Consider the following 20,351-nt stretch of genomic DNA (forward strand, 5'->3'; position numbering starts at 1 on the left):
CAATCGGCTTCGCCGCAAATTTTGAGCGATTTGTCAAGTGTTTTTAAAAAAAGTGGGTGATTTTTTTGAGATAGGGTCTGAAAGCCTTATAAAATCAGGGCTGAAGATTCCGAGAAGTTATCATCTATTAAAGGAGGAAAAGCCTATGTCAAATTATTTGAATTATCTTGACGAAAGCACCAATACAGTAAAAAGCAAAAATAAATTGTCTATGCTTATTTTACTTGTAACCTATCTCGGAATTTGGGCTATCTCGCTTATAGTGTTCTGGTTTTTTATCAACAGTTCGGACGCAATGGGATATAGTATTATGTTTCTATGGGTACTTCTTCCAGTAACAACATTTGTGATTTCATTACTAATCGGAAAAAATAATTACATGGGAAGGTGGAAGTGGTGTTTCTCGATTGCATTTATCAGGATCAGGGGAACCAGGAGCAGGAGCTGGCGGAGCATTGAGAGGACAGACGCCTTTAGAGGCTGCCCCGTACCCTTCAAATATCCGGGGATTGGGAAAATACTTCCATCCAGTGACGCACTGGTTCATAATCTCGTTGATTTCCCGAATTTCCCATTGTTTCGGCTCGTCAAAGTCTTGGTTTAATGCTTCCCGGAAAAGCTGCTTGGAACATACAGCGCTGCCAGTGTAGCGGTCAAGATATGCCTGTATCATCCCGGCCTTAGTGTCCTCCGGCATAAAATTCCGCTGGTGTTCTTTCAGATAGCGTACCATTTCGGGGCTGAAAGACAGCTTAAAATCGCCGCTTTTGTATATTGTCATGGCTTCCGTCCATACCTGTTCGATGTAGGCTTTGGAAACGCCGGTTGCCGGTATGGTCAAGGGGAAGGAGGTCCAGGGCGTTGGAAGTCCCTCCAAACATGCATTGCCGCAGCCTGTCCTCCGGGTGGGTTTCGTATGGTATTTTATAGACCTCCTTCTGGCGGCTTAAAAATGACTTGATTTCCTCAATGCTCTTGGCGTTGGCAGTGGCAATCATCTCCGACATTTCAATAATCCAGTGGCCTTGCAGCTTGCGGTATACGTTTTCATCGTCCAGCTTCCGCAAATCATCGGAAAACCACTCGTCCTTTACCGCCGGCAGACGGAAAAAAGGTAGACTTCCCAGCTCCCTGACCGCCTACCAGACAAAGCACTTGTCTGTGTCGGCTCCCAGAAAGTGCCGCAGACAGAAGCGGATTCGCCCGGTTCCATCTCAGACAAGGCCGTTTAAGTAGTCCCGGATGGGGTGGTAGCTGTTGGCGTCTGCCGCAAGGTCGGTGTCGGTCATGGCCTTTCCACCGGTTCTGCGTTTCCTGCCGACAGGCTTTAGAAGGTCAATGCGCTCGGTCAACAGGTTCTTTGCAACCGCCCCGGAAAGGACGGGGTCATACTGGAACACGGTCAAATAATTCTGAATACTGTTCCTTACGCCGCCCTTCTCGGTGCCCTCCAGCATGGCTCTGACTTCAGGGGCGCTCCGGGGCAGCGGGGCGGCTTCGATAGCGTCCATCACGGTCTGCCGCATTTCTGACGGCAAGGTCTGCCATTCTTCGCTCAAGGCTTCTCACTTCCTTTCCATAGCTGGCAATCAGGGCGGCTCGTTCCCCTATATCAGAGAACAGCAGCACATCCAGCAGATATTCCACATGGCTCATGCGCTGCAAGGCTGCCACAAGAAGCGGGTGGAAGTCCTCGTCCGGCGTTTTGGGGGCATAGTCCTGTTTCCAGCGGCGCAAAAGATTGTGGTAGCCGGACAGTACCCGGAAGCAGTAACGCTCCATGCGCTTAAATTGCTGCTCCGGGCTTTCCTGCCGGGGTTCCCGCCTGGGGCGGCTCCCTGTCCGCATAGGAGATAGAGAAGCCCTGCGCCAACATGAGGGCGGCTTCCTTGGGGCTGATGGCTTCCAGACGGGAAACAAAGTCAATCACATCCCCGTCCGCCTGACAGCCGAAGCAATGGAAGCGCCGGTCAATCTTCATGCTTGGGTTTCTATCGTCATGGAAGGGGCAGACGCACATCCCTCAGCCGCTTCATATACTCCTGAACCGTCCGCAATCCTTCTTTCTTCTCCGATATTTCCCCGGTAAGCTGCGCCCGTTCCTCTTTGAGTTTCTCTGTGTCGTAAGGGAGTTCCTTGGGATGGGCTTTGAAATAGCGGTTTGCGGCAAGGATGTCCCCACTGACTTTATCCAGATAGGCGTCAAGACTCTCCACTGTGGAAATCTCTTTCTGCCGCAGGAAGTCAAGGGCTTCCATAACCTTGTTGAAATCGCCAACGGTTCCTTTCAGCTTCCCCTTGGAAGTCCAGCCGGTGCGCTCCTCGCCCCGCATATCCAGATACCGGGAAAGCAGTTCCGGTATGGTCGGCTCCTTTGCATGTTCTAAGGCTTCCAGCAGCGCCGCCTTTTTCTCCTTCAAGTCGGACAGCCAGTTCTTCAGGCTGCGTACCATCCGCCGGATAGACTGTGTGAGCCGATTGGCTGCCTGAATGTCCCCGTTCAGGTTGCCGATGTTGGTCTGTATGCCTTTCTTTTCCAGATAGCTGACCGCTGACCCCATGTGGACGGTGGGGATTTTATCAATCCCCTGTCGGGCATAGGAACGAAGGTCAAGGCGCTCCGGGCTGCCCATGGCTTCCAGATAGCGGTTGGCTATGTCCGCCCATCCCTGCCACCAGATTTCCCCGTATTTCTGGTCGTTCCAGTCCACGGTGTCCTCCTTGTGGCTTTTCCATCTGCCGGACGCAAGCCGGATACGCTCGCCGTTCTCGTCAAGGTCGTACACCTTTCGGCTCTTGGGGAGCCACTTGCCCTGGATGTCAAAATCGGCAATCATGCCTTTGGAAACTAAAAACTCCCGGCAGTAGTCCCGGATAAGGTGGGCGTACTGTTCCCTGGGAAGTTCCCTCGGAATAGCAAGCACAAATCTCCGGGCAAGCTGGGAGTTCCATTGTTTCTCTATGACCTCGGCGGCGTTCCACAAGGTATTGCGGTCTGCGTACTCCGGCGGGGCATGGGGCGGCAGCATGATTTCAGTGTGGACAATCTCGCTTTTATGGGAATATTATTTCTGCTTCTGGTCGTATTCGAAAAACAGCCGTTCCCCGCTTTGGTAGGCGGCGGAAGCAACGGCTGACTGGCGCTTGCTGCGCTGGATGATTTTCACATCAAAGTGCGGGCATGGCAAGTAATGTCCTCCTCTCTCCCGGCGTCCGGGCAAAGAAAAAGCAGGAAACCGTTTTTCTGATTTCCTGCTTGGTGGTGCCACCGATGGCGGCTGGTATTCAGTTTTGAAAGTTTGGGGCAAGGTGGCCCGATGTTAAAAAAACAAAGATTTGTGGATTTACTTGCCAGCTTATAAAACTGACGTATTTCCTTTGAGGATAAATCCCATGTGCTTAATTCTGCGGAAACCAACTTGCTGTGTTTCTTGCTTATATCCCGTATAGCGTTACCTACTGACTTTCGTACATACTCACTTTCATCAGATTTATGGGCAGCTAACAGTTTCATAGCCGATAATCCTACAATGATTATCAAAAGCCATTGCCAAAATTTCCTGTACTTTCCAGATATCATGTTGGCTTACCTTATTTTTTAAGAAGGATAGGGCTTCTGCATTTTCGTGAGCAACATACCCAAACAAGAAAATACCTACTTCTTGTATCTGAAAATTTTTAGACTGATACAGTTCATGCCCATGCGGAAGCATTCATCAAACGAATGCGTTTTATAAAACTTCTCAGCTTCTGATTTTACGATTTTTAAACTATCCTTTTCGGGCAGCAGTTTTTCTAAATATTCGATATATTCCATAATACTATCCATCTCCTTGTTTTTAGCTGGCTTCATTATACAATGTCCGTTCATAAAACGGCGGCACTCCGGCTCTGGCGCTTGGAAATATTTATCTGCTGTGCCTAACGGGTAGTGCTTTTCATCTGTGAGGTATTCAAGGGATATTTCTCTTTTGTATTTCCTGTTCCTTGTCCTTGCCGCATTGATTGTTGCGCTGCGTATGACAACTTTACAAAAGGCATGGAATGTGTATTCGATATGCTCTTTATATTCTTCTGTACAGGTCATAGAAATTCCCCCTTTCCTCCATAAAGGGTGCTACATAGTTGATGAGTTATTTAATGCAAAGTACAATAAATCTTTGTCATTTGCCTTCTTGGTATTCTCTCCAAATAAAGCAACGTTCCTCATACTATTTCTTTCTTGAATATCCCAATACACTTACAGCGTAAGAGAAGATGAACAGAACAGCCGAGATAAGGAAGCCCGCTAAAATGTATGCTGATATTGTATCAGTTAAAGAAACAAGACCTGGCCCATCTTCAAAGTATTTAATAAGATAGAAAATAGGCACGGTTACAAGAAGCCCCATTGTTTGTGCGGAACGAAAACCAAACCAATAAGTGAGGGGTAAGCAAATTGCTGTACATATTAGTGGAATAATGGTGGCTACTGATACAGAAACAAATAGCAATGCTCCATCAAAACTTTGATATATAACACTTGATACAAAGTAGAGAAGAATACTGGCCGCAATGCTTATTCCTATTGTTAGCAGAACAGAAATATATTTGCTCCCTACCGCAAAGAATGAATTTACCGGCATAGTAAGCTGATATTTTTTCCATCGTACTTGTTCATCGCTGGCAAAACTCATTACATTTTGCATACCGACAGTTATTGCAAACATAATTGTTGCTAAAAGTCCGGAAAAATCCCCGGCGTTTACTAAAAGTAAAATAATCGCTGCGGCTGCTATGATAATCAGCTTTTTGTCGATACTTTTGTAAAATAAAGAAAAGTCCTTATAAATCAGTCCTCTCATTTTGTCGAACCTCCTTTGATATAGAACAGCATAATTTCCTCTAGCGAAGCACTATCAACAACCACATTTTTGTATTTTCTCCGGGCGGCTTCCTTATCCCGCACAAGACATTCCATACTTACATTTGTTTTCCTTGAAATGATATAATCCTCTGGCTGTATATCTGCAAACTGTTTTTTCTCACATCGGATAATTCCATACTGATAAATCAGAGTATCCTTTTCTTCCTCAAATACAATCTTTCCCTGATGAATTAAAATGACATAATCCGCAATCTTTTCTATATCAGATATAATATGAGATGAAAAGAAAATGGAGTGTTCTTCGTCCTGTATGAAGTCTAAAAACATTTCCAGAATTTCATCCCGTATTACCGGGTCAAGACCTGTTGTGGCCTCGTCTAAAATCAGCAGCTTTGGTCTGTGAGCCATTGCACATATGATGGATAGTTTCATTTTCATACCTTTTGAAAAAGAGCTAATTGGTTTGGAAAAGGGAACATTTAATTTTTTCATGTATAAGGTAAACAATGAATTATCCCATGTAGGATAAACGCCGGAAAAAATTTTTGCTACGTTCTGCGCTGTGAAAAAATCATGGAAATTACATTCGTCAAATACAACGCCAATTTCCTTTTTAACAGAACTATTCAGCGTATCTGTCCCCAATATTTCAATCGTTCCACTATCTCTTTTCAACTCATTTAGAAGAAGATTGATTGTGGTACTTTTTCCAGCCCCATTTTCTCCGATAAATCCAACAATCCTTCCTTTAGGTACTTGCAACGATATATTATTCAGCGTAAAGCCATCGAAAGATTTACACAAATTTTTTACAGAGATATTGTTTTCACTCATTTTATGACCTCCTGTTATTCCTCATACAACACTTTTAGAATATTTGCCATCTGCTCATAAGAAATGCCATGTGAGCGTCCAATATCCACAACCTGCTGTAATAATTCTTCTGCCTTTCGTAACTGTTCTTCTTGAATAAACTCTTTATTTTGGGAAGCAACAAAACTACCTTTCCCTGATACAGTTTCAATAAATCCATCACGGGTTAAATCCTCATAAGCCCGTTGGACAGTTATCACGCTGATATGTAAATCTTTCGCTAATGCCCGCATAGAAGGAAGCATTTCTCCAGCTTCCAATGTTCCATTCATAATCTTATTTTTTATCTGTGAACTGATCTGTTCATAAATCGGCTTATCGCTACTATTACTTATGACAATCTCCATAATTTCCCTCTCGTGCGTACTGTCTGTATTTTGTGTACTTGTTCGATAAGTACAGTATATATGATTGTGTGGAACCTGTCAACAAAAAAATAGCAAAAGCGGTAAATACGCCTTTGCTACCTGGTAGCTCACTGTTATTCCATTTTATCATCTTCCGACTCAATCACATCTAAAATGCCACAATTCAGGGTTTCGCAGATACGAACCAGCGTTTCCATGCTGATGTTCTTTCCCTTTCCCATGTTGGCAATCATATTTGTGGTAAGACCGGCGGCAAGCCGCAAGTCCTCTTTCCTCATATTGCGCTCAACCAGCGTGTGCCAGAGGGGTTTATAGCTTATGTGCATTTATCCTCCTGCCTTTCTCCAGGCTCCGGGGTTTCTGCTCCCATTATATCAAAATTCTTGCCAACTCACAAACATTTCTTGACAGAACCGCCGGTTCCGTCTGGATTGTGCTTTTCCTTTCTCTTGATTACATCTACTTAGCCATAAACTGGGTGATGCCTGAGGAAGTGCCCAGCGCGATCACATTTTTGCAGACAGAGCCATCCAGCTTTAATTTTTTTAGATGCAGCCTCATCTGGCTCCGTTTGCAGAAGTAGAGAAACAGGATCAGTGCGGAGATGATCTGTGATGTAATCGTCGCCACGGCAGCGCCCCTGACACCCCAATGAAAGATAAAAATGTAAATTGGATCAAGAATGGAATTCAATACCGCCCCGATTAGGATTCCATGATACTCTCTGTTGCTCCGAACAGCCGGAGGATTGGTTCCATAAAAATAAAGCCAATCACAGCAAGCACGATTCCGGTAATGATGGAGAGCATAAAGTTATTGTTTAATGTCTTCTCGGCTTCCTCTTCTTTTTTTTGCCCCAGCTTGATTGCCGCATAAGCACTTCCGCCGGACCCGAGCAGAGTGGCGAATGCCATGATAATCGTAATGATAGGAAATGTAACCGTTGTGGCGGCATTCCCAAGGTAACCCACTCCCTGTCCGATGAAAATCTGATCTACGATATTATAGACAGAGTTTACCAGGACAGAGATCGTGGACGGTACTGCAAATTGAAGCAGAAGCTTTCCAACCGGTTCATATCCCAGCGGATTTTCTTTCTTATTTGTCTGTGTTTCCAAATGATTTCAACCTCCTGTTCTGTATATATGAATATGCATTGTCTGAAATTTTTGTAAGCAGAAGTTCTGCATGCCGGATTTCTTCTTCCGAAAGATTCTTTAAGAGTATTTCGTTCCACTGCCTGCGCAGATCATAAATCATTTGGAGAGCAGGTTCCGCTTCAAGGGTTGTAAATAAATGCTGAATTCTCTTATCACAGGCATCCGGTTCACGTCTAAGATAGCCCTGATCCTCCATTTTTTTTTACGGCCTTTGTGACAGTACCCTTGTCGAAATGACCGATGCTGGCCAGTTTCTGCATGCTGATCCCCGGATTTTCATAAATGCACACAAGAAAAAACTGTTGTCCCGGACCAATCTCTGTGTCAGCCAGGGAACAATCAAAAAATCTCATTCCGTGGCGATGGATAACAGAGATTAATCTGCTGATTTTTTTCATAGAATCCTCCTTTTTAGAATAAAGTTGAATACACAACTGTTTTGGGCCAAAAAAATTAGTACTTTGAATACGAATCAATCAAAATACTAATCTGAATAATTAAAGTATAACATAAATTAGTTGCATGTTTAACTATATTCCGAATGCAAGCCTATATCGGCATATAATTACCATAAACTACCATGAACGATTCGGGATTCCCGGTGATAAAATGAAGACATAAAAAGGAGGGAGAACATGGGATATAGGCAGACAGATGGGAGGAACAAGAAAGAATATGATCACCGGAAGGTGCCGGACCCTTTATTGATACCGGAAGATAAGCTTTCTGACAGACTGAACAGGCGGATGAAAAAAATTTTTGATGAAGCGAAAAAGAAAGAAGCGGCAGAGGAGGACGGCAAAGAATTATGAATACTGGATATTCTATATTTTACGCTCCTTGGACTTGGCGCGTCCGGCGCGGTAAGGTATAATACTTACTGATATAATAAATTTTTATGGAGGAATGTTTTTATGGAAATTACAAGTCTGTTGCCGGGCGTAAAAATTGTAAAAGAGGATGGAGAAGTAAAAGAAGACGTTTTTATCTCCCAGGGGGACAAGGTTAAAGTGACAACTGTGGATGAAACGGTGACAGGTACATTCATGCTTGTAGAGTTTGCACGTTACAGTGAAGAAGATGATATTCTCCATATGGTGAGAGATGATGAAGGATTTGCTGTTCCCTTCGACCAGATCATTGATATTGTAAGAGCAGATTAATCCTCTGCCGGGAAAGTGTTTTTGATATGGACTATGCGAGGCTGACCATTGGACAGATGGCGAAACTAAATAATATTTCAACACAGGCTTTGCGGTACTATGACCAGATAGGTCTTTTAAAACCCCGGTTTTATGAAGAAGACAATAAGTACCGGTATTACAGTATTGAACAGTGTGCTGTGCTGGACGCCATTATCCATATGCAGTCTTTGAAATTCTCCTTATCACAGATTAAATATTTTTAAAGCCCGGAAAGCATCAGGAGCTGTATGATGCAATAGTTCCCGAACGCAATGTCATACCCTTCGGGTGGACGTGCTTCACACGATAAGGTATAACAAAAGAAATAACACAGCTGGAAAATGTGCAAAGGGTTATGGACAGAAAGTTTCATGATTATCAAAATTCGTTTCTTACAAGGATATCAAAAAACTAATGGCTGACCTGAAACTTGTATATGCGGCGCCAACGGAGGAAACTGCCCTGAATGAGCTGGAACTGTTTCGGGATAAATGGGACACCCAATATCCTAAAATCTATAAATCATGGCATGACAACTGGGCGACCCTTTCCACCTATTTCAAATATCCTGAAGTGGTCAGACGGCTTATTTATACGACGAATGCCATTGAGGGCTTTAACCGGCAGCTGCGGAAAGTGACCAAATCCAGGAGTGTGTTCCCAACAGATGACAGCCTCCTGAAAATGCTGTATCTGGCAACGATGGACATCACAAAAAAATGGACAGGCCACCGGCAGGACTGGGGAATCCCTGTATAATGCAGGTATGGGCAGAACCAAAAACAATCGGCTCTGCCCAATCGTAACTATCAACGTATCTTACATTAGATTTTTGAGTATACACAAAACTTGAAACTCTCTCAGAGATGTTGAAACCCGGTCAAAGAGTATACCTAAGAGGAATAAGCCGTACAATGCTCACTATAAATCGGGATTGCTTGTTATACCTAAAAATAGCATAGTTAAACCACAAGTCCTTATCTGATACTTTATCAGAGCATCGTGGGTGAACTCTACACCATTATTTCCGAAGGTAAATTTACGCTATCACTGATGCTGTTTTTTCTTGACAAGACCGGCCAAAAGTATTATATTAACAATATACAATATTTTGTACAAAGGCGTTGAGGGTATGGATCAGAATTTATATCAGAAGATCGGTGTCACAATAGGACAGCTGGCTCAGGATTTCCTCACCAGAAATGTAGGAGACCGTATCCCTTCGGTTTCAGAATATCAGGAGAAGTTTCATGTATCACGGGGGACGATACAAAATGCGCTGGCTTATATCAAGGAGAGCCAGGGTATATCTCTGAAAGCGCACGGGCATATGGGGACATATATCGAGGGGATCGACTATGCCAGACTCCAGAATTGTTGTATCAGGGAGGAGATACTGGGGATCATGCCCCTGCCATATTCAGTGACATATGAAGGGTTTGCCACAGCGGTCTATGAGACGATGAAAGGGCTGAATTTTAATATGGCGTACTCCAGAGGAGCCGTCGGCAGGATCCGGCTCGTGGAATCGGGGACCTATCAGTTCGCGGTATGTTCGCAGTACGCAGCGGAGCAGGCTATGCGGGAGGGCAGCAAGGTTGAGATCGTCATGAACTTTGGGGCAGGCAGTTTCCTTTCCAGGCATGTCCTCATGTTGCGGGATACAGATGGCACGGGGATCGTGGATGGGATGCGTGTCGGTTATGACAGTACATCTTTGGATCAGAGCAAGATCACGGAAAGGATCATCAGAGATAAGAAAGTAGAACTTGTAGAGATAAAGACACAGAATATCATTTCCGGATTAAAGGCAGGGACGATCGACGCCGGTGTCTGGAACTATGATGATATCATAGCCCATGGGCAGGTTGGCCTAAAAGTTGTCTTTCTCAGCGAAGAAGAGTATGACGTGCGGTTTTCGGCGGCTGTCATCATCGTAAAAAAGGGAGCTGAATATATCAAAGCGCTTTTGGAAAAACATATAAGTAAAGAGCGTGTGCTGAAAGTCCTGGAAGAAGTAAGGACAGGGGAGCGCGTTGCAGATTACTAGATGATGCTGCAAAGCAGAAGCAAGAGCATTGCTTTGGACTGTCTGTATTGGGAAATGTCTGCTGGAGCAAAGACAGTGCCATTGTCCCATTGCAGGCAAAATATATCATACCAATATACAAAATATTGTATATTGAGAAAGGAGGATGTTTTGGAAGTAAAAGAGAACCTGTATGAGAGGATAGATATTTTATGTTCTGCTGACATCATAACGAAAGATGATGCCGCTGTATGCGGACAGATAGTTGATATCCTCGCGCAGGAGAGGGAGGATGTGGATGAAGAAAAAGCAGGGATCTTTATCACCCATTTGGCGATGGCCCTGAAAAGGACAAAAGAAGGAGAGAAGGAGGAGCCCATCGACGCGGAAATCCTGGAAGCGCTTAAAGAGGAACCTGTTTATGAGAAAGCATCCGCATTTTTCGGAAAAGTGATGGGCAGACTTCCAGTAGAACTTTCAGATGCGGAAAAAGGGTTCATATTCGTCCATGTCTGTAATGTATTGGGTGGCTGAAATGCACAGAAAGGGAAAAGGAGGAAGGAACATTGAAGATCGCAATCGGCGGGATGCAGAAAAACGAGATGAAGGACGCTATCTTAAAAGCGTGCCCGGAGGTGGAAACGATCGTCACTACGGATATGGGGGCGGTCCCGATGCTCAAGGACGGAAGGGCAGATTATTATTTTGGAGCATGTGAGAGTGGCGGGGGATCGGCGATCTCGATCCTGATCGGGCTCATCGGTTATGGAAAATGCTGTACTGTCTGTAAAAACGGTGGAAAGCCGGACAGATCTGAGATTGAGAGCTTTGTCGAGGCGGGAAAGATATGTTTTGGGATGACAGTATCCAATATTGAAGGGACAGTTCCGGTACTGATGGACGTACTTATGAAGAAAGAGACAGAAAAGTGATTTAGGAGAAAGAGAGGAAACAGGGATGGAGCTTAGCGTTATAAACATTATTTTAGTGATGGTCACTTGTGCTATGACAGCGTTTATCTCACATATGGGCATGGCAGTATTTCATGATGGGATAAGACCTGTCATACCGGAATATATTGAAGGGCGCATGCACAGAACGGAGATGGCGACGATCGCTTTTGGGCTGAGTGTGGGGTTCATCGCATCTGTAGGGATCGGAAATGCACTTGCCACAAACCTTCTTAATCCATGGCTTTTATTCCTTGCCACGGATATCATCGGGATCGCCTCGCCGAAGAAGTGGCTGGCCCCGATCCTGGGGGCGGCATATGGGGTTCTCTGTATCACGGCGATAGGGGGCGTGAACACCGTGCTGACAGGCATGCCGGTAGACCTGATAGGAGCGTTGGGCAATGTCGGTACATATGTGGTCACAGGTTTTGCGATCTTCCCGATCATCACCATCATCATGCAGTTTGGGATGAGGACAGGGATAATCTCCGCAGTCGTCGTAGTGGTATTCCGTTTCGGGGGGCCGAGATTTTCTACGATCAGCGCGGATGCATGGACGATGATGGTTGGTGTCGTCCTTCTTGTCGCACTGTGCATTTACAGGGATGCAAAGGATAAACAAGACAATAAAGAAGGAGAGACATTAAATGTATTTTCGGAAAGGACTGCAAGGATCAAGAAAAACCTTCCGTTCCTGATGATCGCGGGAGCACTTATCGCTGTCATATGTAATATCCACGTCTTTGCCGGGAGCGACGTTTCCATGTTCGATCTTTCCAAGGCGTATGCGATGACAGATGCGGCGGAGGCAGATGCTCTTATCAAGACAGTCGCCACAAATGAATTTATGAGAGGCCTGAGTTTTATCCCTCTGATAGCTACGACAGCAGTTACGACAGGTGTATATGGCGTTGCGGGCTTTACATTTATCTATGTTGCAGGATATCTCTCGCCGAATCCGATCATTGCCGCAGTATCAGGTGCTGTCATCATTTTTGTGGAAGTCATGCTTTTAGGCCTGATCGGGAAATTCCTTGGCAGATTTCCGTCTATGCGTGATGCTTCTGACAATATCAGGAGCGCGATGAACACCTGTGTCGAGTTCGCCCTGCTGATCGGCTCTATCTCAGCATGCGGTGCGATGGGGGCGGGCACTTCCGCAGGTGCAGAAGGCGGGTTTTTGATCGGTGGCGTGATCTATCTGATCAATGAGGCGACGGGGCGGAAGATCATGCGCATGGCTATCGGCCCGATCGCGGCCATCGCGACAGGGCTTCTGTTCAACCTTACCTACCTGATCGGGCTTACGCCGCTGGTATAAGACAGAAAAGACGGTGAAAAGTTATGATAAATACAGTTAAAGGACGTATTGATGCCGGATCTGTCGGCGTCACCATGTGCCACGAACATCTTGCCCTGGACTTGTCCCCGGTACGAAAGGATACAGACTCCGTATTTGACGATTCGGTGCTCATCGAAAGTGAAGTGGATCTTATGAAAGCCCTGGGGGTCAAAAGTGTGATCGAAGTGACCTGCAATGACATGGGGAGAAATGTGCGCATGCTCAGGCAGATAAGCAGAGAATGTGGCATACATATCATCGCGTCGACCGGATTTTATCTGGAAGCGTATCACCCTGAAAGTGTCCGGTCGGGGACAATAGGAGAAATCTGTGATATTTTTTGCCGGGATATCCTGGAAGGGATAGACGGGACTGACATAAGAGCAGGTATCATAGGAGAAGTGGCAGGCGGGGAGAAAGAACTGGCTCCCAGTGAAGAAAAAGTACTGAAAGCGGCTGCGGCAGCAGGGGTAAAGACAGGATGTGCCGTGACGACACATTGCCAGCTGGGGCAGCTGGGGCTGGAACAATCTGCCTTGCTGCAAGGACAGGGGATAGATCCGGATAAGGTTATTTTAGGCCATATTGATCTGTCGGACGACAGAGCCTATCAGAAAGCGATCCTGGATACGGGAGTGAATATAGCATACGATACAGTGGGAAAGACAGCATATCTGTCGGACGAAAAGCGGGCGGACAATCTGATGTGGCTGCTTGAAAAGGGATATGAGGACCACATCCTCTTATCCCAGGATATCTCGAGGAGATCCTATATGGTGAGATATGGGAAGTACGACGGCTATACCACTGTCATGAAAAGATTTGTGCCACTTCTCAGGGAAAAAGGAGTGTCACAGGAAACGCTTGACAAGATGCTGATCCATAATCCAGCCAGGATCCTTGATATGTAGAAGTAAAGGAGGGAAATATATTGCTGACTTATCCGTTGGAAGGGATGGATGTAAAAGAAGCTGTCGCGGCCCAGTTTAAGATGATCGATTGTATCACGAAAGTATTTCAGGGGCATGAGATGCTGAGCAGAGGAGATCTGGGTGTCGTGCCTGGCTTCAATAAGCCTGTGACGACATATAAGGCAGAACAGGTCATCGCGGACTTTTTTGATGCGGAATCCTGCGTCCTTGTACGGGGCGCAGGAAGCGGCGCCATTCGTCTGGGCCTGTCTGCCATGATGCCACCGGGCAGCAAGATATTGATTCATGATGCCCCGGTCTACAGTACGACTTCCATTTCCATGGAAATGATGGGACTGGATCTTAAAAAAGCGGATTTTAACAATCTGGCAGACATAGAACGGACATTGGGGCAGGATCCGGATATCCGGGGGGCCCTGATACAATATACGAGACAGAAGCCAGAAGACAGCTATGATATGGAGACTGTGATCGGGACCATCAGAAAATGTGCGGATATCCTCATCTTAACTGATGACAATTATGCCGTGATGAAAATGAGCAGGACCGGAGTGCAGTGTGGCGCGGATCTTTCGTGTTTTTCCTCTTTTAAGCTCCTTGGGCCGGAAGGAGTGGGGATCGTTATCGGGAAGAAAAGATATACAGACAAGATCATAGGATGGAATTATTCCGGGGGGATGCAGGTACAGGGCCACGAGGCCATGGATGTCCTGCGCGGGCTGACATATGCCCCGGTGTCTCTGGCCATTGAAGCAGAGGTGGGGAAGGAGTGTGTCAGAAGACTGAAAGCCGGCGAGATAGACGGGATAAAAGACGCCTTTCTGGAAAATGCGCAATCTAAGATCGTACTTGTAGAATTTGAAGAAGATATTGCCGCTCAGGTGTTAGAAGAGGCAGAAAGATCCGGCGCGGCTCCAAATCCGGTGGGGGCAGAATCGAAATATGAGATAGTGCCTATGTTTTACAGACTCTCCGGCACATTCCGAAAAGCAGATCCCGCTCTCGAGAAGAGGATGATCCGTATCAATCCTATGCGGGGAGGCGCTGATACGGTGCTGCGTATCCTTAAAAGGGCGGTAGAAAGTGTGAAGATATGTTTGTGAACCAGTTGAGAAAGAAGAATCCGGCACTGTTAAACACGGCGTTTGAACTGCACCAGACGGGCCGGGTCAGCCCGGATTCTTACATAATAGATGTAGATACATTCCTTGAAAATGCGCGGAATATCGCGGAGACGGGCAAAGCATACGGCATAAGGCTCTTCTTTATGCTCAAACAAGTCGGGAGAAATCCATATCTGGCAAAGAGACTTGTCGAGATGGGATATGAAGGGGCAGTGACCGTTGACTATAAAGAAGCTGAAGTCATGATGCGCCATGGCATCCCCATCAAAAATGCGGGCCATCTGGTGCAGATACCTGGCCATAAAGTAAAATGTTTTGTGGCTTATGGGGTGGAATATATGACCGTCTATACCCGCGAAAAAATCGAAGAGATACAAAAAGCCGCCGCGGAACTTGGAAAGATACAGAAAATATTACTCCGTGTCTCTGCAGGCGGTGACATGATGTATTCCGGACAGACCGCCGGATTTTCCCTGGAAGAGATGAAAGAGACCGCGCTTTGGGTGGAGAAAGACTGTAAAAATGTAAAAGTGGCAGGGGTCACGTCGTTCCCGTGCTATCTGTATGACTCAGAAGAGAAGAAGATTCGGCCGATCCATAATCTGAAGACCGTGTTAGAGGCGGCATCAATCATGGAGAAGGCAGGGATGCTGTGTGAACTTGTAAACACGCCTTCCGCAAGCTGCTGTTCGACCCTGAAAAAAATGGCGGTCTATGGGGGCAACAGCGCGGAACCCGGCCATGGACTGACGGGGACTACACCACTTCACGCGGAATGTGATGAGCCGGAGATCCCATGTTGTGTATATGTAACGGAAGTATCCCACAATTTTGAGAACAGAGGTTACTGTTACGGGGGCGGATATTACAGGCGCTCCCATGTGGAAAACGCTCTTGTGGGGACGGGGATGGAGAAGATGGAACAGGTTTCTGTCATCCCACCGGACAGTGACAGTATCGACTATCACTTTGGGCTTTCGCAGATGTGCCAGGTGGGAGATACCGTGCTTATGGCGTTCCGGTTTCAGATATTTGTGACGCGAAGTGATGTCGTGCTCGTGGAAGGGCTTCACAGAGGAGAGAAAAAGATCATAGGAGTCTATGACAGTCAGGGGAGGCAGAAATGGACAAAAGATTCGTAGTGATCGTGTTAGACGGCTTCGGCATCGGTGCTATGAAAGATACGGCAATGGTCAGGCCGGCTGACCAGAAGGCGGATACATTGGGGTCTTTGCTGCGGAGGTTTCCCGAACTGAGATTAAGGAATCTGGAGAGGCTGGGACTGATGAACGCCTATGGAAAGGAGAGCTCATGTATGAAGTTTGCACCTTGCGCAAACTTCGGGAAATGTGAGCTGATGCATTTTGGGGCAGATACGTTTATAGGACATCAGGAGATCATGGGGACCCTCCCCAAAAAGCCGGATCAGCATCCATTTCAGGAGAAAGCCGAGGAGATACGGGACTGTCTGGAAAAAGCAGGACATATTGTCGAAGTGATCGAGAGGAAAGGGCTCAGATATCTTCTTGTCGACGAATATGCCACTGTGGCGGACAACCTGGAGGCAGATCTGGGAATGTGCTATAATGTGACGGCTCCGCTGGATTATATGCCCTTTGAAAAAGAACTTGAGATCGGCCAGCTTGTGAGGAAGGTTGCCACAGTTGGTCGGGTCATCGTATTTGGAGGGACAGGCAATACGATGCAGGAACTGTGGGATGCCGAGGAGATCAGACAGGGGAGGTTCATCGGGATAGCGTCTTCAAAGTCAAGATCTTATGAGCATGGGTATCAGTGCAGGCATTTAGGATATGGCGTGGATCCGCAGGTACAGGCTCCGTCCATTCTTGGCAGGGCGGGATATGAGGTCTCGCTGTTTGGAAAAGTCGCAGATATCGTGAATAATGAGTATGGGAAGAGCGTTTCCTGCGTGGATACGGAAGAAGTCATGGAACTTACGATCAGGGAGATGGGGCGGATGAAAAAGGGATTTATCTGTACAAATGTACAGGAAACAGACCTGGCCGGCCATTCCCAGTCAGCACCGGCTTACAAAAAGATCCTGGAGATCGCGGACCGCAAGATCGGAGAACTTATGGAGTGCCTCAAAAAGCAGGATATCCTGGTCGTGATGGCGGATCATGGAAATGATCCCGAGATCGGACACAGCAAACATACAAGAGAATGTGTCCCTTTGCTCGTGTATAAAAAGGGGATGGAAGGGACAGATCTTGGGATAAGAAAAACATTGTCAGATGTGGGGGCGACAGCATGTGCCTGTTTTGGCACACAACTCCCTCAGAATGGGATGTCGTTTATGTCCCCTGAAGGTTAAAAAACGGGGCAGACTGTTTTTAAAGAATACCTGAATGAAAAGTTAAAATCCGCTTGTAAACTTAAATTCCGTATTGACAACTAAATTCCATTTTTAAGGCTTTGACAGATGTCAGGAATGGGTATAAAGTGGAATTTAGTTACCCTTGACCATTGGCTGCTAAAAAAAGGGTATGCGGTTGCAAGCAACTGGGATTGTGTACTGTAAGACTGAATTCCACCTGCCTAATAGGTTATTATGGTGGCTCGTATCTGCAGATTTATTTTATTGTTAGGCATTCGTCACAGGGTAATTAAAGTGTTGGCACGTTGTGCCAGCCGAGCATGGATGCCCCTACTGTAAACACATGAAATACCAGCGTCTTATGCCTGCGTGTTACGCATTGGTTTCTGCTTGCCGTTTACCAGTGCCGGCGTAAGGGTGACTTCATCCGCCGGAATTTCAGACAGATGGAGGAAGTCCATGAGTTCATCGGGCAATATCATTTTTGCAAGTGTGAACGGTGTCAGACCGCCGAGACTTTCCCGGCAGGAACTGTTAATGTGGCTCATCATCAGGTTCACGTCATCCTGTGTCATGTTATCGAAAGAGCTCTTGCCCTGCGGGCAGATTTTCCGGATGTATTCGTGGTTCCGCTCACAGTGCGGTTTCTGCCATGAAGCCATCGGATCACAATAATACATCCTTGTGCGGATGATATTGTCAATGCCGCATTCAAGCTTGTCCGGATGTCTGAACTCGCCTCCCCTGCCGGTAAGTATCAGGGGGATTGCGGTGCTGAAAAGCCATGTACCGATAAGCTTTATTGATAGAGTCAAACACTTTTTCAACTCCTGTGGTTTCCTTGGAGTCCAGGAGGAACGCTGCCATAATGTCACAGGAACAAAAGTGCATGGTCAGGAGAACCTTGCGGCTGCCCTCGCATCCAATCACCGTGTCCATTTCGGTAATGCGGGTGTCAACTTTTTTTATACCATATCATTAAACAGGTTTATGACATTGGTGAAACAAAGACTGCACATTCCAAACGTGAAGTGCCACTGACCGGGAGAGCTATGTTAGTATTAAGGCTTTTAAAGGAATTGCATCAGCAAAATGGATGGTATAAACCAAATCAACTGCTTTGCTATGATGGGCATCAATATATAGAAAAAACAGCAAAGCTTTCTAAAGATTTAAAGAATTTATGTGAAAGAGCCGGGGTTGAACCTGACAGAGTACATCCTCATCTGCTACGCAAAACCGTTGCAACTGTATTACATGAAGCTGGAATGAGTACCAGAGATATTGCAGATATACTTGGTCATTCGGATATCGCAACCACGGAACAATGCTACATCATTTCAACAGAAGCGGAAAAGAAACGAAAAAAAATGGCGGCAGTTTTATAAAAACTATCGTCATTTTTTCTTTAAAAAGTGTCCAAACTTTTTGACATCAATAATTTAATTTTGACAGCAGTTAGATTTACTATTTAAACCGATGAAACCATGAGAAATACTAGATTTTCTAGCATTAAAAAGAGCGATAGACGGGACTCGAACCCGCGACCTCAACCTTGGCAAGGCGATTAAATACAGAATACAGCACAATACATTTTGTAAAATCGCCGAAATAAGCCATTTTTATGAGATTTAAAGTAACACAGCACAACACATTTTACCCCCGCCGTAAAGTAATCCGTAAAGTAATTTTACTCTGCGGCGAAGATAATGTCAGCAAAATCACTGATTGCTTTTTCTGCTTTAGCACGCCTGATCTGAGCATAATTTTGTAAAAATACTTTAACGCTGTTTCCCATCAATTCAGATAAAAGTTTGTCACTCTCTCCACGCTCGTAGTTATTAGTAGCAAAAGAATGACGACATCCATAGACTGAGATTTCTGGTAATTTGTCTATATGATTTCTGTTATATTGTCGCACAGCACCACGGAACTTTTTACCATAATAATCTGGATTCACAGGTAAGCCTTCTGTTGTCACAAATAGAAAATCATTATCAAAGAAATCTGGGTACTGCATCCTCATCTGTTTTTTCCACAGAAGTTTCCGGCAGATCATATCTGCAAGAATCTCTGGGACATACACAGTTCTGATGGAAGTGCCGGTTTTCAAATCAGATAGTTCTCCAAATTTATCATAACCGCGGTTAAATTCAAGGCGGTTCCCCAGAAAGTCAGATTCAGCCAGACCGCAGACTTCACCTGGACGTGGACCTAGAAGGAGAGAGACGCAATACATGACATAATAATGATCGTTTTTTGCTTCTTCTGAGTGGATGAACTGTGTGATCTGTTCATCGGTCCATGTCTTTTTCTTCTTGTAGATGACCTTATTCCGCTTGATACCAATCATAGGGTTCTGATTAGCGTCAATTAATTTTAAAGGGCTTACAGCGAACTGGAAGACGTTTGAGAGGATATTCAAACACTTGTTAATAGTTTCTGCGGAATACCCATTGGGCAGTCTCTCCGTAGGTTCTTCCATAAGCTCTTTATATTTTAATATGTGAGAGGATTCCACTCTGGTAATTGGAATGTCACCAAACACTTCTTGGATGTAATCGTGATAGTATTGCTGATAGATTTTATATGTGGAGTTTGCGTATGTACGTTTATTTGCGGCAAACCATTGTTTGGCCACTGTATCAAAGCGTAACTTATTTTCAATAGCTTGCTTTTCTGCACGGCGTTTTTCGGCCTTGGTTTTTTCCAAATTTCTAATGATGTCACTTTCATCCTGAACAGCGAGGTTTCTGCTCTTTCTGGCAGGACCAGTGAAACGTTGGCCAGATTCAGAGTCATAGACATTCGCATAATATGTAATTTTGATCTGACCAGTTTTTTTGCTTACATATCTTTGTTTTTGAATACTCATTTATATCACCTTCCTTAAAAAAGAGTATAAAAATAACACCTATTGCCAGAACAGATGCCGAAATGATATAATATGAGTGCGAATCGTATTATTTCAGGCATCATCCTGATAATAGTATTTTATGTGCCGTCCGGTTGCCGCCGGGCGGTTTTTTACGTATGACGGGCATGTCCGTGTTCTGTGGTGCAAGTCCACATAGGCGTAGCTACCGACGAACTTGTAAGCGACTCCCAAGGTTTGCATCGTGAGGTGTGGGCGAGAAGAAGGGATAGCGAAATCGTAGCCCTACGGACAGAAACCCGATAT

The 20,351-nt window shown here is 45.5% G+C and carries 21 protein-coding genes and 5 pseudogenes; 13 read left to right on the forward strand and 13 right to left on the reverse strand.

Going from position 1 to position 20,351, the window contains the following annotated elements; all coding sequences use genetic code 11:
- Window positions 1–484: 484 nt before the first annotated feature.
- From QGT46_RS15740 to QGT46_RS15790, 11 genes and pseudogenes are all read right to left on the reverse strand, one after another.
- Window positions 485–1,511 (reverse strand): annotated as a pseudogene (locus QGT46_RS15740) (VapE domain-containing protein); the annotation flags it as partial.
- Window positions 1,468–2,023: pseudogene (locus tag QGT46_RS17420) on the reverse strand (CHC2 zinc finger domain-containing protein); the annotation flags it as partial. The pseudogenes QGT46_RS15740 and QGT46_RS17420, both read right to left, overlap by 44 nt.
- Window positions 2,013–3,188: pseudogene (locus tag QGT46_RS15750) on the reverse strand (MobA/MobL family protein); the annotation flags it as partial. The pseudogenes QGT46_RS17420 and QGT46_RS15750, both read right to left, overlap by 11 nt.
- The gene (locus tag QGT46_RS15755; RefSeq protein WP_301591538.1) at window positions 3,164–3,514 is read right to left on the reverse strand and encodes a hypothetical protein; all 351 of its coding nucleotides are present in this window, start codon (window positions 3,512–3,514) and stop codon (window positions 3,164–3,166) included. The pseudogene QGT46_RS15750 and the gene QGT46_RS15755, both read right to left, overlap by 25 nt.
- 141 nt (window positions 3,515–3,655) lie before the next feature.
- Window positions 3,656–4,087: a hypothetical protein gene (locus tag QGT46_RS15760; RefSeq protein WP_301591540.1), complete on the reverse strand. Its 432-nt coding sequence runs from the start codon at window positions 4,085–4,087 to the stop codon at window positions 3,656–3,658.
- Between the two features lie 124 nt (window positions 4,088–4,211).
- A complete protein-coding gene (locus QGT46_RS15765; protein ID WP_287520155.1) occupies window positions 4,212–4,844 on the reverse strand; it encodes an ABC-2 transporter permease in 633 nt (210 codons plus the stop codon).
- A complete protein-coding gene (locus QGT46_RS15770) occupies window positions 4,841–5,701 on the reverse strand; it encodes an ABC transporter ATP-binding protein (RefSeq protein WP_301591543.1) in 861 nt (286 codons plus the stop codon). Before QGT46_RS15770 ends, QGT46_RS15765 begins: the two co-directional genes overlap by 4 nt.
- 14 nt (window positions 5,702–5,715) lie before the next feature.
- Window positions 5,716–6,087, reverse strand: coding sequence for a GntR family transcriptional regulator (locus QGT46_RS15775; RefSeq protein ID WP_024728670.1), 372 nt, complete (start codon window positions 6,085–6,087; stop codon window positions 5,716–5,718).
- Between the two features lie 134 nt (window positions 6,088–6,221).
- Complete coding sequence (locus QGT46_RS15780) at window positions 6,222–6,434, reverse strand: helix-turn-helix domain-containing protein (protein WP_301591546.1); 213 nt, start codon at window positions 6,432–6,434, stop codon at window positions 6,222–6,224.
- 139 nt (window positions 6,435–6,573) lie between these two features.
- A pseudogene (locus QGT46_RS17575) lies at window positions 6,574–7,226 on the reverse strand (MATE family efflux transporter); the annotation flags it as partial.
- A 215-nt stretch (window positions 7,227–7,441) separates the two neighbouring features.
- The gene (locus tag QGT46_RS15790) at window positions 7,442–7,666 is read right to left on the reverse strand and encodes a MarR family winged helix-turn-helix transcriptional regulator (protein ID WP_301591548.1); all 225 of its coding nucleotides are present in this window, start codon (window positions 7,664–7,666) and stop codon (window positions 7,442–7,444) included.
- Between the two features lie 237 nt (window positions 7,667–7,903).
- Between QGT46_RS15790 and QGT46_RS15795 the strand changes: the two genes are divergently transcribed.
- From QGT46_RS15795 to QGT46_RS15850, 12 genes and pseudogenes are all read left to right on the forward strand, one after another.
- Window positions 7,904–8,080 (forward strand): hypothetical protein, encoded by a 177-nt coding sequence (locus QGT46_RS15795; protein ID WP_301591550.1) that lies wholly within the window; start codon window positions 7,904–7,906, stop codon window positions 8,078–8,080.
- Between the two features lie 102 nt (window positions 8,081–8,182).
- Entirely contained in the window at window positions 8,183–8,431 is a 249-nt protein-coding gene (locus tag QGT46_RS15800) for a hypothetical protein (RefSeq protein ID WP_024728667.1), read from the forward strand.
- Between the two features lie 26 nt (window positions 8,432–8,457).
- Window positions 8,458–8,676: a MerR family transcriptional regulator gene (locus QGT46_RS15805; protein ID WP_148460359.1), complete on the forward strand. Its 219-nt coding sequence runs from the start codon at window positions 8,458–8,460 to the stop codon at window positions 8,674–8,676.
- A gap of 154 nt (window positions 8,677–8,830) precedes the next feature.
- A pseudogene (locus tag QGT46_RS15810) lies at window positions 8,831–9,211 on the forward strand (transposase); the annotation flags it as partial.
- A 373-nt stretch (window positions 9,212–9,584) separates the two neighbouring features.
- The gene (gene yhfZ / locus QGT46_RS15815) at window positions 9,585–10,502 is read left to right on the forward strand and encodes a GntR family transcriptional regulator YhfZ (RefSeq protein ID WP_024728664.1); all 918 of its coding nucleotides are present in this window, start codon (window positions 9,585–9,587) and stop codon (window positions 10,500–10,502) included.
- A gap of 150 nt (window positions 10,503–10,652) precedes the next feature.
- Window positions 10,653–11,015 carry a PRD domain-containing protein gene (locus QGT46_RS15820; protein WP_024728663.1) on the forward strand — a complete coding sequence of 121 codons (363 nt, stop codon included), beginning with the start codon at window positions 10,653–10,655 and terminating at the stop codon, window positions 11,013–11,015.
- Window positions 11,016–11,047: 32 nt separating this feature from the next.
- Entirely contained in the window at window positions 11,048–11,413 is a 366-nt protein-coding gene (locus QGT46_RS15825) for a DUF2620 family protein (RefSeq protein ID WP_148460361.1), read from the forward strand.
- A 25-nt stretch (window positions 11,414–11,438) separates the two neighbouring features.
- On the forward strand, window positions 11,439–12,755 hold the full coding sequence (locus tag QGT46_RS15830; RefSeq protein WP_148460362.1) for a YhfT family protein: 1,317 nt from the start codon (window positions 11,439–11,441) through the stop codon (window positions 12,753–12,755).
- A gap of 23 nt (window positions 12,756–12,778) precedes the next feature.
- Complete coding sequence (locus QGT46_RS15835; RefSeq protein ID WP_148460363.1) at window positions 12,779–13,687, forward strand: phosphotriesterase family protein; 909 nt, start codon at window positions 12,779–12,781, stop codon at window positions 13,685–13,687.
- A 20-nt stretch (window positions 13,688–13,707) separates the two neighbouring features.
- Window positions 13,708–14,811 carry an aminotransferase class V-fold PLP-dependent enzyme gene (locus QGT46_RS15840; RefSeq protein WP_148460364.1) on the forward strand — a complete coding sequence of 368 codons (1,104 nt, stop codon included), beginning with the start codon at window positions 13,708–13,710 and terminating at the stop codon, window positions 14,809–14,811.
- Window positions 14,802–15,974: an alanine racemase gene (locus QGT46_RS15845; protein WP_148460365.1), complete on the forward strand. Its 1,173-nt coding sequence runs from the start codon at window positions 14,802–14,804 to the stop codon at window positions 15,972–15,974. The genes QGT46_RS15840 and QGT46_RS15845 overlap by 10 nt, the downstream gene beginning before the upstream one ends.
- Window positions 15,956–17,167 (forward strand): phosphopentomutase, encoded by a 1,212-nt coding sequence (locus QGT46_RS15850; RefSeq protein ID WP_148460366.1) that lies wholly within the window; start codon window positions 15,956–15,958, stop codon window positions 17,165–17,167. Before QGT46_RS15845 ends, QGT46_RS15850 begins: the two co-directional genes overlap by 19 nt.
- A gap of 362 nt (window positions 17,168–17,529) precedes the next feature.
- Here QGT46_RS15850 and QGT46_RS15855 read toward each other — a convergent pair whose 3' ends face one another.
- A complete protein-coding gene (locus QGT46_RS15855) occupies window positions 17,530–17,985 on the reverse strand; it encodes a hypothetical protein (RefSeq protein ID WP_148460367.1) in 456 nt (151 codons plus the stop codon).
- Between the two features lie 180 nt (window positions 17,986–18,165).
- Between QGT46_RS15855 and QGT46_RS15860 the strand changes: the two genes are divergently transcribed.
- The gene (locus QGT46_RS15860) at window positions 18,166–18,558 is read left to right on the forward strand and encodes a site-specific integrase (protein WP_268876129.1); all 393 of its coding nucleotides are present in this window, start codon (window positions 18,166–18,168) and stop codon (window positions 18,556–18,558) included.
- Window positions 18,559–18,860: 302 nt separating this feature from the next.
- Here QGT46_RS15860 and QGT46_RS15865 read toward each other — a convergent pair whose 3' ends face one another.
- A complete protein-coding gene (locus QGT46_RS15865) occupies window positions 18,861–20,045 on the reverse strand; it encodes a tyrosine-type recombinase/integrase (protein WP_148460368.1) in 1,185 nt (394 codons plus the stop codon).
- Between the last annotated feature and the right edge of the window lie 306 nt (window positions 20,046–20,351).

It is taken from the genome of Anaerostipes faecis, from assembly GCF_910574135.1.
Classification (GTDB): domain Bacteria; phylum Bacillota; class Clostridia; order Lachnospirales; family Lachnospiraceae; genus Anaerostipes; species Anaerostipes hominis.

Excerpts from the sequence above, each read along its gene's own strand:
- QGT46_RS15845 (WP_148460365.1), top strand. The coding sequence starts at position 14,802 with ATGTTTGTGAACCAGTTGAGAAAGAAGAATCCGGCACTGTTAAACACG.
- QGT46_RS15800 (WP_024728667.1), top strand. The coding sequence starts at position 8,183 with ATGGAAATTACAAGTCTGTTGCCGGGCGTAAAAATTGTAAAAGAGGAT.
- QGT46_RS15850 (WP_148460366.1), top strand. The coding sequence starts at position 15,956 with ATGGACAAAAGATTCGTAGTGATCGTGTTAGACGGCTTCGGCATCGGT.
- QGT46_RS15770 (WP_301591543.1), bottom strand. The coding sequence starts at position 5,701 with ATGAGTGAAAACAATATCTCTGTAAAAAATTTGTGTAAATCTTTCGAT.
- QGT46_RS15835 (WP_148460363.1), top strand. The coding sequence starts at position 12,779 with ATGATAAATACAGTTAAAGGACGTATTGATGCCGGATCTGTCGGCGTC.
- yhfZ (WP_024728664.1), top strand. The coding sequence starts at position 9,585 with ATGGATCAGAATTTATATCAGAAGATCGGTGTCACAATAGGACAGCTG.
- QGT46_RS15780 (WP_301591546.1), bottom strand. The coding sequence starts at position 6,434 with ATGCACATAAGCTATAAACCCCTCTGGCACACGCTGGTTGAGCGCAAT.
- QGT46_RS15755 (WP_301591538.1), bottom strand. The coding sequence starts at position 3,514 with ATGAAACTGTTAGCTGCCCATAAATCTGATGAAAGTGAGTATGTACGA.
- QGT46_RS15760 (WP_301591540.1), bottom strand. The coding sequence starts at position 4,087 with ATGACCTGTACAGAAGAATATAAAGAGCATATCGAATACACATTCCAT.
- QGT46_RS15795 (WP_301591550.1), top strand. The coding sequence starts at position 7,904 with ATGGGATATAGGCAGACAGATGGGAGGAACAAGAAAGAATATGATCAC.
- QGT46_RS15790 (WP_301591548.1), bottom strand. The coding sequence starts at position 7,666 with ATGAAAAAAATCAGCAGATTAATCTCTGTTATCCATCGCCACGGAATG.
- QGT46_RS15805 (WP_148460359.1), top strand. The coding sequence starts at position 8,458 with ATGGACTATGCGAGGCTGACCATTGGACAGATGGCGAAACTAAATAAT.
- QGT46_RS15865 (WP_148460368.1), bottom strand. The coding sequence starts at position 20,045 with ATGAGTATTCAAAAACAAAGATATGTAAGCAAAAAAACTGGTCAGATC.
- QGT46_RS15775 (WP_024728670.1), bottom strand. The coding sequence starts at position 6,087 with ATGGAGATTGTCATAAGTAATAGTAGCGATAAGCCGATTTATGAACAG.
- QGT46_RS15765 (WP_287520155.1), bottom strand. The coding sequence starts at position 4,844 with ATGAGAGGACTGATTTATAAGGACTTTTCTTTATTTTACAAAAGTATC.
- QGT46_RS15830 (WP_148460362.1), top strand. The coding sequence starts at position 11,439 with ATGGAGCTTAGCGTTATAAACATTATTTTAGTGATGGTCACTTGTGCT.